General features: G+C 73.6%; 16 protein-coding genes. 15 read left to right on the top strand and 1 reads right to left on the bottom strand.

The genetic code is table 11. The annotated features are described in order from the left end of the window. Positions 1-94 precede the first annotated feature (94 nt). The 11 genes from ACGFH9_RS14070 to ACGFH9_RS14020 all read left to right on the top strand — a co-directional run bounded on the left by ACGFH9_RS14070 (position 95) and on the right by ACGFH9_RS14020 (position 11,455). Complete coding sequence (locus ACGFH9_RS14070; RefSeq protein ID WP_355243108.1) at positions 95-646, top strand: DapH/DapD/GlmU-related protein; 552 nt, start codon at positions 95-97, stop codon at positions 644-646. After that, a complete protein-coding gene (locus ACGFH9_RS14065) occupies positions 639-2,237 on the top strand; it encodes a lipopolysaccharide biosynthesis protein (RefSeq protein WP_393218528.1) in 1,599 nt (532 codons plus the stop codon). Before ACGFH9_RS14070 ends, ACGFH9_RS14065 begins: the two co-directional genes overlap by 8 nt. Positions 2,238-2,240: 3 nt before the next feature. After that, on the top strand, positions 2,241-3,599 hold the full coding sequence (locus ACGFH9_RS14060; RefSeq protein ID WP_393218526.1) for an O-antigen ligase family protein: 1,359 nt from the start codon (positions 2,241-2,243) through the stop codon (positions 3,597-3,599). Then, entirely contained in the window at positions 3,596-5,230 is a 1,635-nt protein-coding gene (locus ACGFH9_RS14055) for a lipopolysaccharide biosynthesis protein (protein WP_393218523.1), read from the top strand. Before ACGFH9_RS14060 ends, ACGFH9_RS14055 begins: the two co-directional genes overlap by 4 nt. Then, positions 5,214-6,116, top strand: a complete 903-nt coding sequence (locus ACGFH9_RS14050; RefSeq protein WP_393218688.1) for a sulfotransferase domain-containing protein — start codon at positions 5,214-5,216, stop codon at positions 6,114-6,116. Before ACGFH9_RS14055 ends, ACGFH9_RS14050 begins: the two co-directional genes overlap by 17 nt. Further along, positions 6,113-7,375 carry a hypothetical protein gene (locus ACGFH9_RS14045; RefSeq protein WP_393218521.1) on the top strand — a complete coding sequence of 421 codons (1,263 nt, stop codon included), beginning with the start codon at positions 6,113-6,115 and terminating at the stop codon, positions 7,373-7,375. The genes ACGFH9_RS14050 and ACGFH9_RS14045 overlap by 4 nt, the downstream gene beginning before the upstream one ends. A 215-nt stretch (positions 7,376-7,590) precedes the next feature. Next, entirely contained in the window at positions 7,591-8,067 is a 477-nt protein-coding gene (locus ACGFH9_RS14040; protein ID WP_393218518.1) for a UDP-N-acetylglucosamine--LPS N-acetylglucosamine transferase, read from the top strand. Then, on the top strand, positions 8,064-8,741 hold the full coding sequence (locus ACGFH9_RS14035) for a glycosyltransferase (protein WP_393218516.1): 678 nt from the start codon (positions 8,064-8,066) through the stop codon (positions 8,739-8,741). Before ACGFH9_RS14040 ends, ACGFH9_RS14035 begins: the two co-directional genes overlap by 4 nt. Then, positions 8,738-9,658, top strand: coding sequence for a glycosyltransferase family 2 protein (locus ACGFH9_RS14030; RefSeq protein ID WP_393218513.1), 921 nt, complete (start codon positions 8,738-8,740; stop codon positions 9,656-9,658). Before ACGFH9_RS14035 ends, ACGFH9_RS14030 begins: the two co-directional genes overlap by 4 nt. Before the next feature lie 115 nt (positions 9,659-9,773). Then, positions 9,774-10,952: a chorismate synthase gene (gene aroC / locus ACGFH9_RS14025; protein WP_393218510.1), complete on the top strand. Its 1,179-nt coding sequence runs from the start codon at positions 9,774-9,776 to the stop codon at positions 10,950-10,952. Further along, positions 10,952-11,455: a shikimate kinase gene (locus ACGFH9_RS14020; protein ID WP_393218508.1), complete on the top strand. Its 504-nt coding sequence runs from the start codon at positions 10,952-10,954 to the stop codon at positions 11,453-11,455. The genes aroC and ACGFH9_RS14020 overlap by 1 nt, the downstream gene beginning before the upstream one ends. Before the next feature lie 140 nt (positions 11,456-11,595). Here the strand turns inward: ACGFH9_RS14020 and ACGFH9_RS14015 are convergent, their stop codons facing one another. Next, entirely contained in the window at positions 11,596-12,324 is a 729-nt protein-coding gene (locus tag ACGFH9_RS14015; protein WP_393218506.1) for an alpha/beta fold hydrolase, read from the bottom strand. 80 nt (positions 12,325-12,404) lie between these two features. Here ACGFH9_RS14015 and ACGFH9_RS14010 point away from each other — a divergent pair, with 80 nt between their 5' ends. Genes ACGFH9_RS14010 through aroQ form a run of 4 tightly spaced genes read left to right on the top strand, consistent with a single transcriptional unit; the run spans position 12,405 to position 14,637 of the window. Continuing rightward, a complete protein-coding gene (locus tag ACGFH9_RS14010; RefSeq protein ID WP_393218503.1) occupies positions 12,405-12,623 on the top strand; it encodes an HTH domain-containing protein in 219 nt (72 codons plus the stop codon). Then, positions 12,592-13,119: a WYL domain-containing protein gene (locus tag ACGFH9_RS14005; protein WP_393218501.1), complete on the top strand. Its 528-nt coding sequence runs from the start codon at positions 12,592-12,594 to the stop codon at positions 13,117-13,119. Before ACGFH9_RS14010 ends, ACGFH9_RS14005 begins: the two co-directional genes overlap by 32 nt. Positions 13,120-13,129: 10 nt before the next feature. Then, a complete protein-coding gene (gene aroB, locus ACGFH9_RS14000) occupies positions 13,130-14,209 on the top strand; it encodes a 3-dehydroquinate synthase (protein WP_393218498.1) in 1,080 nt (359 codons plus the stop codon). Beyond that, positions 14,206-14,637 carry a type II 3-dehydroquinate dehydratase gene (aroQ, locus tag ACGFH9_RS13995; protein WP_393218496.1) on the top strand — a complete coding sequence of 144 codons (432 nt, stop codon included), beginning with the start codon at positions 14,206-14,208 and terminating at the stop codon, positions 14,635-14,637. Before aroB ends, aroQ begins: the two co-directional genes overlap by 4 nt. Positions 14,638-14,945: the final 308 nt, after the last annotated feature.

The following is a 14,945-nucleotide window of genomic DNA, read 5'->3' as shown; positions in this document are numbered from 1 at the left end:
CGGTCAACCAAACGTAACGGAGGATCGGTAGATTGTTCACGTCTGGTCGGCGGCGGTACCACCGCCGCCGGCCCCGCGATGTGGGGAGGGATCGTTGGTCGGCGGCGCTGGATTCCGCGCGAAACGGGCGGTCCACCTGGTTTTCGCGCTCAAACGCGCCTGGTACAGGTTGCGTTACCGGCGGTTGACCCTCGGGCGGGACGTGCAGATCCGAGGCCGGATCAGGTTGCGCAGGGGCGTACGGGTCAGCATCGGTGACCGTACCCGCCTCAACAAGCTGGTCCGCTTCGCCGGCCCCGGCGAGGTACGCGTCGGCGCCGACTGTCTGCTCAACGCCACCTGGATCGGCACCTGGACGTCGGTGACCGTCGGGGACCGGTGCCTGCTGTCCGACTGCGAACTGCTCGACAACGATTTCCACAACCTGCCGCCCGACCAGCGACACGCGCCACCGGGGCCGGCCACCCGCGCCCCGATCGTGCTGGAGGAGAACGTGTGGGTCGGCGCGCACGCCCTGGTGCTCAAGGGGGTCCGTGTCGGCCGGGACAGCGTCGTGGGCGCGGCAGCGGTGGTGCGGACCGACGTGCCGCCGGGCGTCGTCGTGGTGGGCAATCCTCAACAGACGGTGAAGAAGTTCCATGACTGACGCGACACCCGCCTCCTGGCCACCCGCCTCGTCGAGCCCCGACGCCACTCGTGTCGTCACGCTCTCCGACCTGCTGCGGGTGCCGATGCACCGGCTGCGCCTGGTGGCCGCCGTCGCCCTGGTCGGCCTGCTCGCCGCCCTGGGCTACGTGCTGCTGGTGCCGGCGGCGGTGACCGCCAGCGCGGTCGTGGCGGTCCGACCGGTGGTCACCGACGCCTTCACCCCCAGCGGCGCCGGCGCCGACCGCGCCGTCAACATGAACGTGGAGAGCGGCCTCGCCACCGGCACCGAGGTGGTCCAGCGGCTTGCCAACGCCCTCGGTGCCGCGCCGCGTGACATCCGCAACGGCCTCGAGGTCGAGGTGCCCACCGGCGGGCAGATCCTGCGCTTCACCTATCAGACGCACGACCCGCAGCGGGCCGTGCAGGGCGCCAACCTCGCCGCGCAGGCCTACCTCGACGTGCGACGCGCCATGTACGAGCAGCAGCGTGCCGAGATGCTGCGCTCCTACGACGCCAGCATCACCAAGGTCGTCGCCCAGCAGGCGGCGGTGCAGAAGCGCGCGAGCAGCGCCAAGGGCACCGCCGCCGGCGATGCGGCACTGGCCGAGCTGTCCGGCATCAACAACCAGCTCACCCAGCTCAACGCGGCCCGCACCGAGATCGCGGCGGTCGACATCAACCCCGGCTGGGTCACCCAGACCGCCGAACAGGCGCTGGTGACCTCCGCCGGGCATCGACCGCTCTACCTGGTCGCCGGCCTGCTGGGCGGCGCGTTGATCGGCGTCGTGCTGGCGTACGCGTGGGAGTCCGCGGACCGGCGGGTCCGCTCGGTCACCGACGGCCGTGAGGCCACCGGCCTGCCACTGCTCGGCACGGTACGCCGGCCGCCGTTCCGGGGCAGTCCGCGGGCGGTCGACGCGGACATCCGCTACGTGGCGATGGCGGTCACCGAACGGGTGCGCCAGCCGGCCCGGGTCGCGCTGGTCACCTCCCGCGAGGACGCCACGGCGCTCACCGCCGGGCTGGCCGTGGCGCTCGCCGCCGACGGTCGGGAGGTCTTCGTCGCCGACGACAGCGGCCGCGTCGAACGCCTGCGCGCCGGCGTCCTCGCCGACCGTGGGCGGCTGCCCGTCGACCCGTCCCGACCGCTGGTGCCCAAGCCACGTCCGGCCGGCACCCCGGCGGCGAGCGGTGCTTCCGCGGAGAACCCGGCACCCCGGCGGCCCTCCCCGCATCCGCCCGGTGCACGTCCGTCCACCGATCCGGACGCCACCCTCACCCTGCCCCGGGTGGCGTCGGCCCGCCCCGACAACGGAAAGCCGGCCTCGGCGGACGAGGTGACCGTGGGGGTGGGCAGCGTCCGCTTCGGCACCTGGCGGCAGGGCGCCGACCATGGCCTGGTGCTGTTCAACGCGCCGCCGGCGGAGTCCGACGAGCGCGGCGTGGCGGTCGCCCGGCAGGGCAGCGCCGTGGTGGTCATCGAGCGGGACCGCACGCGTCAGAGCGACCTGCGGCGGCTCGTCGAGCGGCTGCGTGCCGCCGGAGTCACCCCGCTGGGCTTCGTCCTCACCCGCAACGGCCGGGCCTGACCGGTGTCGGTCACCCGCGCCCCGGCGACCGAGCAGCCACCCGGCGGCACACCGAGCGCCGCCGTGCCGCCGCCGACACCGACTCCGGCCCGGTTGCCGCTCTGGCCCCTGGCGTTGATGTTCGGGCTCGTGCCGCTGTGGTGGTTGCTCGGGGCGTTCTACCTGGGCTGGCCACTGCTGGGCGCACTGCTGCTCGCGTTGCTGCTCGCCCGGGGCCGGGTGCCGCTGCCTCCGGCGGCCGGCATCTGGCTGCTGTTCCTGGCGATCGTGGTCGTCAGCGCCACACAACTTCCCTCGCCGGCCTCGCTGCTGACGTTCGCGCTGCGGCTGGCCTTCTACCTGACCGCGTTGGTGGTCGGCGTCTACGTCTACGTCGCCGCCCGGGAACGGGCCGACCTCGTGGCGGTGCTCACCCCACTCTGCGCGTTCTGGTTCGCGCTGGTGGTGCTGGGCTGGCTCGGGGTGCTGGTGCCCCGGTTCGCGTTGGCCACCCCGATGGAGGTGCTGCTGCCGGCCGGCGTCGCCCGTACCCCGTTCATCCAGGACATGGTGCACGCGACCACGGCGGAGTACAGCCCCCGCTCGCTCAACCCGATCTACCGGCCCGCCGCGCCGTTCGCGTACACCAACAACTACGGCAGCGCGTACGCGATGACGCTGCCGTGCGTGGTGGCGTACACCATGCTGCGCCGTCGCGGGCTGTTGCGGTGGACGCTGCTGGCGTCGTTGCCGCTGTCGTTGGCCCCGGCGTTCCTCACCCTGAACCGGGCGATGTTCCTCAGCCTCGGCGCGGGGCTCGCGGTGCTGGGGGTTCGGGCCAGCCTGCGCGGCAACGTCCGCGTCGCCGCGTCCATCGTCGGCGTGGTGGTGATCGGAGGGTTGGCCACGCTCTTCATCCCGATCACCGAGTTGATCAACAAGCGCGTCGACTCCAGCGACACCAACACCGACCGGTTGTCGCTCTACACGGAGGTGATCCGCCGGGTGCAGGATTCCCCGTGGCTGGGCTACGGCGCTCCGGTGAACGTGGACACCGTCTCGGCGGACGCGCCGATCGGCACCCAGGGACAGCTGTGGATGGTGCTCTTCAGTCACGGCGTACCGGCGCTGCTCTGTTTTCTCGGTTGGTTCGTGGCCGCCGCGGTGACCTGCGCGCGGGCGACGTCGGCGGCCGGTCAGTGGCTGGCGGTGGTGCCGGTGGTGTGCCTCGTACAGATCCCGTTCTACGGCATGGCCAACCAGAACCTGGCGGTCGCCTTCTTCGCGGTCGGCTTCGCCATGGCGCTCACCGAACGCGAACGCGCGCCCCGCCCGCAGCCGGGGCGTCCGCCGCTCGCGCCCGCCCTGGCGGTGCCGGCGTGACCGCCGCCACCCGGGAGCCGGCCGGCGTCGGCCGGGACGGCCCGTCGGGCGGCGCGGCTGCCGACACCGGCGCGGTCGAGACGCGCCGCAGCGCCCGCAGCGGGGTTGCCGGGCTGCTCGGCGCGGCCACCAGCGGCCTGTTCGGGTTCGTGCTGGCCGTGGTGATCACCCGGGGGTACGGGACAACCGGCGCGGGGGCGTTCTTCGCCGCGATCGGCGTGGTGACCGTGGCCACCGCGGTCTGCACGCTCGGTGCGGAGACCGGTCTCATGTGGGCGGTGCCCCGGCGGCGTCTCGGTGTCCGGGGGGACGCGGCCCGGGTGCTGCCGGTGGCGCTGATCCCACCGCTGCTGGCCGGGATGGTCGTCGCCGTCGTGGGAGCGCTGAGCGCCGACACGCTCGCCCCCCGCCTGCTGCGTGGGTCGGGCGACGCGGGCCACGGGTTGCTGACGCTGACCTTCGCCGCCGTACCGGTGGTGGTGGCGATGACCCTGCTGCTGGCCGCGTTGCGCTGCGTGCGACCCATCCGCGCGTACGTCGGCGTGCAGTTCCTCCTGCTCCCGGTGGCCCGCCCGGCGCTGGTCGGCGCCGCCGCGCTGGTGGGTGGCGGCCTGCTCGCCGGCATGACCGGCTGGTTGGTGCCGGCGGCGCTGGCCCTGCTGGTCTGCCTGGTGCTGGTGGCCGGGCCGCTCGGGCTGGGCCGGGGCGCTGCGTGGCGGCCGGACCGCGCCGACTGGTCGACGTTCTGGCGCTTCGCGCTGCCGCGGGCCGCCTCGGCGGCCATCGACGCGGGCAGCATGTGGGTCGGTGTGCTGCTGACGTCGGTGCTGGCCGGGCCGGCCGACGCGGGCGTGTTCGGCGCGGTCGGCCGCTACGTGCTGGCCGGCCAGCTCGCCATGCAGGGCCTGCGGGTCGCGGTGTCACCGCAACTGTCCCGACTGCTGGGGCGCGGCGAGCGGGCGGCCGCGGCTGCCGTGCACCGGCACCTGACCATCTGGGGGCTGGTGCTGTCCTGGCCGGTCTACCTGCTGCTGGCGGTGTTCGCGCTGGCGTTCCTGCAACTGTTCGGCCCGGAGTTCACCGCCGGTGTGCCGGCGATGACGGTGCTGGCGCTGGCGATGCTGGTGAACACCGGCGTGGGCAACGTGCAGAGCCTGCTGCTGATGGGCGGGCGCAGCGGCCTGCACCTGGTGTCCACCCTGGCCGGGCTCACCGTGACCGTCTCGCTCGGGCTCTGGCTGATTCCCGGTCACGGCGCGACGGGCGCGGCGCTGGCGTGGGCCGCCGGCATCGCCACCGAGAACCTCACCGCCTCCGGCTTCGCCCGGTCGGTGATCGGCGAGCCGCTGGTCGACGCCGCGACGCTGCGCGCGGCGGCGGCCACCGTCGGCGGTGTGGGGACCGCGGCGGCGGTCGGTGTGCTGGCGGGGGGACGTGGCCTACCCGGCCTGGCGGTGGCACTCGGCGTGCTGCTGGCCGGGTGCGTCGGCTTGTTGACGTTGCCCCGGGTGCGCGCCGGCATCCGGGTGACCATGAGGCAGATCCGTGGGTCCGACGGGGCGGCCACGGCCGCCGGGTCGGCCCGGCATCGACGAGAGGCAGGTGAGGGCCGTCGTGGCGTCCATCCGTGACCGGGTCAAGCAGTTGGTGCCGACCCAGGTGACCACCCGGGTGAGGGAGTCCCTGGTCGACTACGGGGTGCGCACCAGTGACCGGCGACCCCTGCCGGACTTCCTGATCATCGGCACCAAGCGGGGCGGCACCACCTCGCTGTGGAACTACCTCATCCAGCATCCGCTGGTGCCCCGGCTCTTTCCCGCCTGGAACACCAAGTCCGCGCACTACTTCGAGGAGCACTGGGGTCGCGGCGAGGCGTGGTACCGCTCGCACTTCCCGACCGAGCGGCAGCGCGAGGCACTCGCGAAACGGCACGGCGGGCCGGTCCGCGTCGGCGAGGCCGCGCCCCTGTACATGTTCCACCCGCTCGCCGCGCAGCGGGTCGCCGCGCTGATGCCCACCGTGAAGCTGATTGTGCTGCTGCGTGATCCGGTCGAGCGGGCGTACTCGCACTGGAAGGAGCGCCGCACGCACGGCATCGAGCCGCTGGACTTCGCCGCCGCGCTGGCCGCCGAGCCGGAGCGTACGGCGGGGGAGCGGGAGCGGCTCATCGCCGAGCCGGAGGCGTTCAGCGAGGCGTACGACTGGTACACGTACCGGGCGCGGGGGCGTTACCTGGAACACCTCGAGCCGTGGCTGGACCGGTTCGACCCCGCTCAGATCCTCTTCCTGCCCAGCGAGGACCTGTACCGCGACTCCCGCGCCACCTATCGGCGCACCCTCGACTTCCTCGGGCTGCCGCCGTACGAACTGCCGAACTTCAAGGTGTACAACGACCGGCGCTCGGCACCGCTGGAGCCGGCGGTACGCACCGAGCTGACCGAGTACTACCGCCCGTACAACGACGCGCTGCGTGAGCGGCTCGGGTTGGAACTCGACTGGGCGGACCGGGCGGCGTGACGACCGGGGTCGCCCCGGCCACGGACCCCCGGTCGCGGGCGGACGGGCTGGGTTGGGTGAGCCGTGCGGTGTTCCCGGACGACCGGGTCCAGCTGACCGTGGACGCCGCGGTGCCGGCCGGGCAGCGGACGGTGGCCCGGTACGCCGTGGTGCCGTCGGTGGCGCGGGCGCGGTTCCTCGTACCGCTGGGCTCGCCCCGGGCCGGCGCGGCGTCGCTGCTGGCGTACAACGCGTTACGGCCACCGAAGGTGCGGGCACTGCGGGCGGCGCTCGGTGGGCTGGCCCGCTGCGGTGCGGCGGGCCTCGCGCCGTTCCCCACGCTGACCGTGTCGGTGCCGGTGGGGGCGTCCGTTGCCGACCTGGTGCTGACCGAGCGGCTCGCCGCCGCGCTGGGCGGCACGCCCCTGCTGGCCGCGTGCGGTGTGCGTCCACCGGACCCGAACGTCAAGCCCACGCTGCAACTGTTCACCGTCGACGGTCGCCCCCGCGGCTACGCGAAGATCGGTTGGAACGACGCCACCCGCGCCCTGGTCACCGCCGAGGCCGGCGCGCTGCGGGCGCTGCGCGCCGTGACCGGTGTGCCCGACCACCCGGTGCCGCCGGGGCTGCTCACCGAGACGGCATGGGCCGGCCAGGTCGTCGCGGTGATCGAGCCACTGCCACCCGACGTACGCGGAGTGCCGGTCGACGACCCGCCGCGGATCGCGGCGCTGCTCGCGGTCGCCCGCCGGGGCGCCGCCCCCGGTGTGCCCCGCACGCTGACCTCATCGACGTTCCTGGCGCGACTGGCCGCCCAGGCGGAGCGGGCCGCATCGACCGCGCCGGCCGGGGCGCGGGCGGTGGCGGGGGTCGCCGCCCTGGCCCGTCGGCACGGCGACACGAGCGTCGAGTTCGGCCACTGGCACGGGGACTGGGTGCCGTGGAACCTGGGCACGCACGACGGCCGGCTGGTCGCCTGGGACTGGGAGCACAGTGGTCCGGACGTACCGGTCGGCTTCGACCTGGCCCACGACGCGTTCCAGCGCTCGTTGGTGCTGCGCGGCGAGCCGGCGGCCGTGGCCGCCGCGGCGGTGGACGCGCACCTGAGCCGGCACGGCGACCGGCTGGGCCTCGACGCGGCGGGGCGCGCTCTGGTGGCGGACGCGTACCTGCTGGAGATGTGGCTACGCACGTGGCGGCTGGCGGACGCCGGCGCCGGGTGGAACGCCGCGCTGCATCCCGCACTGTTGGACGTCATCGAGAAACGACATAGCGAGTGAACGGGAGAATTCTCGACGCCGGGTGCGCGTCGTAGCGTGACGACATAATGGCAGGTCGTGACGGTGGTCAATGTGCTGCGGGGTCGACAATGGGCCTGAGCACGCCGAAGGGAGATCGTCGCCTCCTCCGGTCGCGCTATTCAACGACCGGGAAACCTGTGATCTGCTTCTGCCTTGCGTGAACCGGAATTCCAAGCGGACTTGTGGGGAGTCGCGTGGACACGAACAACGACGACGAATCGCCGGTGCTGCTGCTGGTCGGATCCAGCGGTGGCCACCTGGCTCAACTTCTCGCCCTGCGCCCCTGGTACGAACGGTGGCGGCGCTGCTGGGTCACCTTCGACACCCCGGAGGCAGTGTCGCTGCTGACCGGCGAGGACCTGGTGCCGGCGCACCACCCGACCACCCGCAACGTACCCAACCTGCTGCGCAACGCGCTGCTGGCCTGGCGGGTGCTGCGGCGTCGGCGGGTCGCGGCCGTGGTCACCACCGGTGCCGGCGTGGCCGTGCCGTTCGTGGTGCTGGCCCGGCTGCGTCGCATCCCGACCGTCTACATCGAGGTGTACGACCGGATCGACACCCCGACGTTGACGGCCCGCCTCTGCCGCCCGTTCCTGTCCGCGATGCTCGTGCAGTGGGACGAACAGCGCCGGCAGTACCCGGAGGCCACCGTCGTGGGGACGCTGCTGTGAGCGGGGAGGAGGGCACCACCCGCCGCGCCCAGTCGCACCGGCCCGACGACGCCGAGTCGTCCCGGTTGCCGCGCCAGCGCGACACGAACCCCGTCGAGCAGCTCCAACTGCTCGTCGCGGTCGGCACCGACAAGCACCCGTTCGACCGACTGGTCAACTGGCTGGCGCAGTGGCACGAGGGGGCCGGCCCGATCGGCCTGACCGTGCAGCACGGGCACACCGACGCGCCGCCCCTGCCCGGCGCGGTGCCGTTCCTCGGCCACGACGCCCTGCAAGAGGCGATGGCGGACGCCGACCTGGTGGTGTGTCACGGCGGCCCGGCGACGATCCTGGAGGCGCGCCGGCACGGCCACCTGCCGATCGTGGTGCCCCGCGACCCGGCACGCGGCGAGCACGTCGACGACCACCAGCAGCTCTTCGCGCGTCGGCTCGGCGCGGCCGGGCTGGTGGCGCTCTGCGAGACGCGCGAGGAGTTGCACGACGCTCTCGTCGCCGGACAGGCCGACCCGTCCCGGTACGCGGTCCAGGCCGACCCGGCCGCACACGAGGCCCGTCGCGCGGCCGTCGCCCGGGTCGGGCAGATCGTCGACGACCTGGTGGCCCGGTCGAGCCGGCACCGACCCCGCTGGCGGACCTGGCCGCGCGCCGGCCAGCCGACGAAGGAGACCCGATGACCCGCCAGCCGAGCGTCAGCGTCGTGGTGCCCACCCGGGACCGCCCCGAACTGCTGCGCGCCGCCGTGGCCGCGATCCTCGCCCAGGAGTACGCGGGCACGATCGAGGCCGTGGTCGTGTTCGACCAGTCCACGCCGGACGAGTCGCTGGCCGGCCTGAGCGGGCCGGACCGGACGGTCCGGGTCATCGCCAACGGGCGCGCGCCCGGGCTGGCCGGTGCGCGCAACAGCGGCACCCTCGCCGCCGAGGGCGAGTTGGTCGCGTTCTGCGACGACGACGACGAGTGGCTGCCCGGCAAGCTGGCCGCCCAGGTCGAGGCGTTGGCCGCCGACCCGAACGCCGAGTTCGTCTGCTGCGGCATCCGGGTCAGCTACGACGGGCACACCGTCGACCGGGTGCTCGACAAGGACCGGATCACCCTGGACGACCTCCTGCGGGACCGGTTGACCGAGCTGCACCCGTCCACCTTCCTGATCCGGGCGGCGGCCCTGCGCGACGGCTTCGGCCTGGTGGACGAGGAGATCCCGGGCAGCTACGCGGAGGACTACGAGTTCCTGCTGCGCGCCGCCCGCAGCGCGCCTCTGATCAACCTGCGGACGCCGTCGGTGCTGGTGCGCTGGCACAAGCGGTCGTACTTCGCCCAGCGGTGGGACACCATCTCCGAGGCGTTGCAGTGGCTGCTGCGGCGCTACCCGGAGTTCGCCGGGCAGCCGGCCGGCGAGGCCCGGGTCACCGGCCAGATCGCCTTCGCGCGGGCCGCCTCCGGTGATCGGCGGGGCGCGCTGCGCTGGGCACGACGCACCCTGCGCAGCAATCCCCGCGAGCCGCGCGCCTACCTGGCGCTCGCGGTCGCCGGTCGGGTGGTTCGCGCCGACTCGGTGCTCCGCACCCTGCACAAGCGCGGCCGGGGCATCTGATCCGTCGTGCGGAGCGTCGCGTGCGGCCGCCCTGCGGACGGTCCCGGCCGTCCGCAGGGCGGGACGCGGCGGGCAGCGCGACGTGCCCGTCGCGCGCCGTGACAGACTGACCGCTGTGTTGCGCTGGTTGACTGCAGGTGAATCGCACGGCCCCGCCCTCGTCGCGTTGCTGGAGGGGGTGCCGGCCGGCATCGAGGTGAGCACCACCGAGATCGCCGGCGAGCTGGCCCGCCGTCGGCTGGGCTACGGCCGTGGTGCCCGGATGTCGTTCGAGCAGGACGAGGTCGAGGTGATCGGCGGGCTGCGGCACGGCGTCACGCTGGGCAGTCCGGTGGCGATCCGGGTCGGCAACTCCGAGTGGCCCAAGTGGCAGACGGTGATGGCCGCCGACCCCGTCGACCCCGACGAGCTGGCCCGACAGGCCCGCAACGCGCCGCTGACCCGCCCCCGGCCCGGCCACGCCGACCTGGCCGGCATGCAGAAGTACGGCCACACCGACGCGCGGCCGATCCTGGAGCGCGCCAGCGCCCGGGAGACCGCCGCCCGGGTGGCCGTCGGCACCGTCGCCAAGGCGCTGATCCGGCAGGCACTCGGCATCGAGATCGTCTCGCACGTCGTCGAGTTGGGGCCGGTGGCCGCGAAGCCCGGGCTACGTCCGACCCCGCAGGACGCCGACCGCATCGACGCCGACCCGCTGCGCTGCCTCGACCCGCAGGCCAGCGCCCTGATGGTGGCCGAGGTCGACGCCGCGAAGAAGGCCGCCGACACCCTCGGCGGCGTGGTGGAGGTGCTGGCGTACGGGGTGCCGCCGGGTCTGGGTAGTCACGTGCAGTGGGACCGCAAGCTCGACGCCCGACTGGCCACCGCGCTGATGTCCATCCAGGCGATAAAGGGTGTGGAGATCGGCGACGGGTGGCAGCAGGCCCGCTCCCGTGGCTCCGAGGCGCACGACGAGATCATCCCGTCGGCCACCGGAGTCCGTCGCGTCACCGACCGGGCCGGCGGTCTGGAGGGTGGCATCACCACCGGCGAGCCGCTGCGGGTCCGCGCCGCCATGAAGCCGATCTCCTCGCTCAACCGGGCGCTGGCCACCGTGGATGTCCTCACCGGCGAGCCGGCGACCGCGATCAACCAGCGCTCCGACGTCTGCGCCGTGCCCGCCGCCGCGATCGTCGCCGAGGCGATGGTGGCCCTCGTGCTGGCCGAGGCGGCCACCGAGAAGTTCGGCGGCGACTCGGTCGCCGAGATCCGCCGCAACGTCGCCGGCTACCTAGACGCGTTGGTCATCCGCTGATGGCGCCGGTCGTCGTCCTGGTCGGGGTGCCCGGCTGCGGCAAGACCACCGTGGGGCAGGCGCTCGCCGCCACCCTCGGCGTGGAGTTCCGGGACACCGACACCGACATCGAGCAGATGGCCGGCAAGAGTATCCCGGAGATCTTCATCGACGAGGGCGAGGAGCACTTCCGGGCCCTGGAACGGGCCGCCGTCGCTGCGGCGCTCGCCGCGGGCACCGGCGTGCTCGCTCTCGGCGGCGGTGCCGTCCTGGCCGAGGAGACCAGGGCCGCCCTGGTGGGGCACCGGGTCGTCCACCTGTCGGTGGAGCTGCCCGACGCGGTACGGCGAGTCGGCCTTGGCGCGGGCCGGCCGCTGCTGGCGATCAACCCGCGAGCCACCCTCAAGCACCTGATGGACCAGCGCAAGCCCCTCTACGCCGAGGTCGCCACCGACACGGTGGCCACCGACGGCCGGACGCCGGCCGCGGTCGTCGCCGAGGTCGCCGCCCTGCTCCCGCACTGACCTGCCCCCACCCCACCCCCGCCCCCCACCCCCCGCCCTCGCCCTCGCCCCGCCCCTTTGCGCGATCTTGCAGTTGCTGCGCCGACGTACCGGGGCATTTCCGGTATCTCGACAACCACAACCGCAAGATCGGCGCGGTGTCAGAGTCGGGCGACCAGGTCGAGCACGTCGGCCAGCGCCTTCGGCTCGCTGAGCATCGGCCAGTGCCCGGTGGGCAGCTCGTACAACGGGCCCTCGGCCAGGCCGGTGAAGAACGGGTGCCGTTGGGCGATCATCTCGCGCACCACGGTGAGCGGGAAGGTGCTGGCCACCAGGGCGGTCCGCACCGGGCGGCCGCCGGTACGCCGTACCGGGTCGGTGGCCGTGCGCAGCGGCTGCCCGGTGGTGCGGGCGCGCAGCAGCGCCAGCGTCGGCTCGTCCAGGCCGGCCAGGTTCGTCGGGTCGGCCGCCGGATCCCAGGCCGGCGGCGGCAGCAGGTCACCGTCGCCGATCAAAGCGCGCAGTCGTTGCTGTTCCTCCGGCGGCACGGTGTCGAACTGTGCGGTGCCGTCCGGCAACGGTCCACTCTCCACATAGATCACCCGGTCGATCCGGTCCGGGACGAGGTCGGCTGCCTGGGCCACCGGCATACCGCCGCCCGAGTGCCCGACCAGCAGCACGTCGTGCAGATCCTCGACCTCGATCAACGAGACGATGTCGGTGGTGTGCGTCCGCAGGGTCACCTGCGGCCCGGCGAGGTGCTGGCGCTCGGCCAACCCGGTCAACGTCATCGGGTACACGTCGTGCCCCTGCGCGCGCAGCAGACCGGTCACCTCCCGCCACGCCCAGGCACCCAACCAGAACCCCGGCACCAGTACGAACGTCGCCATCTGTCGCTCCTTCTCTCGGGTACCGACCGACCGTACGATCGAATCCGGACAGAACCCGCCCGGTTTCGAGGAGTGGCCCGTTGTCTCATCCCGCCGGTCGGGTGCTGGCCCTGCTCGAGCTGCTCCAGGCTCGGCACCGGGCGACGGCGGGCGACCTCGCGAGCCGGCTCGGTGTGGACGAACGGACCGTGCGCCGCTATGCGGCCACACTGGTCGAGCTGGGCATCCCGGTGCTCGCCGACCGGGGCCGCCCGGAACCGGCGGCGGGTGAGTCTGGACTACCGCTCGTGGCGCGGTGAGCGGTCGCATCGTGACCTCGACCCGTACGGGCTGGTCTTCCACGCCGGCCGCTGGTACGTCACCGGTCACGACCACCGGCGCGGCGAGGTGCGCACGTTCCCGCTGCACCGGAGTGCGACCGTCACGCCGGGCACGGCGACGTTCACGGTGCCGGACGACTTCGACGCGGTGGCGTGGCTGACCCGGTCGCTGGCCGGCGTGCCGTATCGGCACGAGATCGAGGTGCTGCTGGAGACCGATCTGGTCGCCGCCCGGCGGCGCATCCCGGCCAGTGTGGCCGAGCTGACCCCCAGCGGCGACGGTGTGCTGCTCCGGGCCCGAGCGGAGAGCCTTCCCGGCATGGCGGCGCTGCTCGCGCGGCTCGGCTGTCCGTTCACCGTGCGCCACCCGGACGCGTTGCGCGCCGCCGTGGCCGAGCACGCGCTTCTGCTGGCCGCCTGGGCCGCCCGGCCAGCAGGTGGACAGACGCCCTCGCCACGTCGTCCGCTGGACTAGGCTGCCGGCGATGGACGAGGTGACCCGGATTCCGGTCGGCGGCGAACGACCGTACGACGTGCTGGTCGGACGCGACCTGCTGGACGCGCTGCCCGGGCTGCTGCCCGGCGCGACCAGGGCGGCGGTGCTGCACACGCCCCCGCTCAAGACCCTGGCCTACGCTGTCGGTGAGCGGCTGCGCGCGGCCGGCGTCGACCCGCTGCCGATCGAGGTGCCCGACGCCGAGTCGGGTAAGCAGATCGACGTGGCGGCCGCCTGTTGGGACCGGCTCGGCGCGGCCGGCTTCACCCGTACCGACGTGGTGGTCGGGGTGGGTGGCGGCGCGGTGACCGACCTGGCCGGGTTCGTCGCGGCCTGCTGGTTGCGCGGGGTGCGCTGGGTGCCGGTCGCCACCTCGCTGCTGGGCATGGTGGACGCGGCGGTGGGTGGCAAGACCGGAATCAACACCGCCGCCGGCAAGAACCTGGTCGGCGCGTTCCACCCGCCGGTCGGCGTGCTCGCCGACCTGGCCACCCTCGACAGCCTGCCCGCCGTCGACCTCGCCGCCGGGCTCGCCGAGGTGGTCAAGTGCGGGTTCATCGCCGACCCGGTGATCCTGGATCTCGTCGAGCAGGACCCGGTGGCGGCCACCGACCCGCGCGGGCCGGTGGCCCGCGAGCTGATCGAGCGGGCCGTCCGGGTCAAGGCCGACGTGGTCGCCGGTGACCTGCGCGAGTCGGGCGTCCGTGAGGTGCTCAACTACGGCCACACGCTGGCGCACGCGATCGAGCAGAACGAGGGCTACCGCTGGCGGCACGGGCACGCGGTCGCGGTCGGCCTGGTGTACGCCGCCACGCTGGCCCGGCTCGCCGGCCGGCTGGACGCCCCGACCGCCGACCGGCACCGGAGCGCCCTGACCGCGCTCGGCCTGCCGGTGAGCTACCCCGCCGACGCCTGGCCGCGACTGCTGGCCGCGATGCGGGTGGACAAGAAGGCGCGCGGCAGCCGGCTGCGGTTCGTGGTGCTGGACGGGCTGGCCCGCCCGGCGATGCTGGAGGGTCCGGACGACGCCCTGCTCGAAGCCGCCTACCGCGAGCTGGCCACTCCATGAGGGTGTACGTGCTAAACGGGCCGAACCTGGGCCGGCTGGGCACCCGGGAGCCGGCCGTGTACGGCTCGACTACCTACGCCGACCTGGTGGCGCTGTGCGAGGCCACCGGTCGGGAGCTGGGGCTCGACGTGACGGTCCGGCAGACCGACGCGGAGCACGAGCTGCTCGGTTGGCTGCACGACGCCGCCGACGAGGACGCCGCCGTGGTGCTCAACCCGGCCGCGTGGTCGCACTACTCGTACGCGGTGCGCGACGCCTGCGCGATGCTGCGCGGGCCGCTGGTGGAGGTGCACATCTCCAACATCCACACCCGCGAGGAGTTCCGGCACCACTCGGTGATCTCGGCGGTGGCGACCGGGGTGATCTGCGGTCTCGGCATCGACGGCTATCGTCTCGCGCTGCACCACCTGGCCTCCCGTCCGGCCTGATCGGTCAGCCGCCCGAGTTTTCATCCACCGTTTTCACCGACCGTGAGGTCGTCTGCCGGCGGTGACGTCACTGTTGGTTGTCGCCTTACTCCCGCCCCGAGGGGCTCGCCCTGCTGGTGCACGCCCTTTGCTCTGCTTCAACCGGCGCAACACCTACTCTGACCTGCGGGTCCATTGATTGGTCGGTGTGCGGGCGGATTGCGTGTGCAGCACGGACCGTGACTGTTGCGTCCGTTGAAGCAGAGCAAAGGGGCGGAGGCGCGCGGCCGGGGGGTGAGTCGAAGGTGACGGAAAGTAACCGTTCGTGC

The sequence above is a fragment of the Micromonospora sp. NPDC049102 genome, assembly GCF_043197485.1.
GTDB lineage: Bacteria > Actinomycetota > Actinomycetes > Mycobacteriales > Micromonosporaceae > Micromonospora.
The sequence above is the reverse complement of the archived record's forward strand: the minus strand, read 5'-3'. Positions and strand labels throughout refer to the sequence as shown.